Source organism: Pseudomonas sp. xss_4 (assembly GCF_043104125.1).
Classification (GTDB): Bacteria; Pseudomonadota; Gammaproteobacteria; order Pseudomonadales; family Pseudomonadaceae; genus Aquipseudomonas; species Aquipseudomonas parafulva_B.
Genome location: NZ_JBICKJ010000043.1, coordinates 1 through 1056, shown reverse-complemented (window position 1 = coordinate 1056; position 1056 = coordinate 1). Strand labels below are relative to the sequence as shown.

General features: G+C 64.7%; 2 protein-coding genes. Both read left to right on the top strand.

Translation table 11 applies throughout. The annotated features are described in order from the left end of the window. The coding region (gene icmH, locus ACF8GB_RS08535; RefSeq protein WP_392526870.1) for a type IVB secretion system protein IcmH/DotU at positions 1-546 on the top strand (546 nt) is incomplete at its 5' end. A 25-nt stretch (positions 547-571) separates the two neighbouring features. Further along, a partial coding sequence (vgrG, locus tag ACF8GB_RS08530) for a type VI secretion system tip protein VgrG (protein WP_392526869.1) occupies positions 572-1056 on the top strand: 485 nt, incomplete at its 3' end.

The window sequence follows — 1056 nt, the reverse complement described above, 5'->3', positions numbered from 1 at the left end:
GAAGCCCGCCAGCACGGCTACGACAACGCCACCCACCTGGCCTACCGCTACATCCTCTGCGCCTTCATCGACGAAGCCGTCATGGGCACCCCCTGGGGCTCGCAATCGATCTGGGCCGAACGCTCCATGCTCAGCATCTACCACGACGAAACCTGGGGCGGCGAAAAGTTCTTCACCATCCTCTCGCGCATGCTGATGGAACCGGAGAAATACCGCGACGTGCTCGAATTCCAGTACCTGTGCCTGTGCCTCGGCTTCAAGGGCAAGTACGGCGTGCAGCACAACGGCAACGAAGTGCTGCAGGGACACATCAGCAAACTGCACCGCGTCCTGCGCGAACTGCGCGGCGACACCCCCGAACAGCTCACCGACGCCAGCGCCAACGTCACCACCCGCCGCTACCTCATCGGCCGCCAACTGCCGTGGTGGACACCCTGGCTCGCCGTCGTCGTCGTGCTGGCAGGCATCTTCGCCTTCTATGCCGTGAACCTCGACGACGCCACGCAGCAGGTCATGCAATCGCTCGACGAGATCCTCAAGCACTGAACGAACGGAACAGGGGAACCCAACCATGCCGCGCCAATCCGACCTGCGTTTCACCGTCACCGCACCCGCCGGTGACTTCGAGGTGGCCGCCCTCTCCCTCGACGAGGCTCTCTCCACCCCCTTTCGCCTGCACCTCGAACTGGCCAGCTTCGACCCGGCCATCGACTTCGCCCAACTGCTCGACCAGCCCCTGACCCTCCACATCGCCCAGGGCAGTGTTGTGCGCCATGTCCATGGCCTGGTCAGCACCTTCGAACAAGCCGACACCGGCCACCGCCGCACCCGTTACCGTGCCACCGTCGAGCCCGCCCTGGCCCGCCTCGGCCTGTGCGCCGACTGGCGCATTTTTCAGGCGTTGAGTGTTCCCCAGATCATCGAACAGGTCATCGCCCAGCACAGCATCACCGATGTCGAACTCGTGTCCACCCGTGAGCACCTGCCGCGCGAGTACTGCGTCCAGGCCGGCGAGACCGACCTCGATTTCGTTGAACGCCTCGCCGCCGAGGAAGG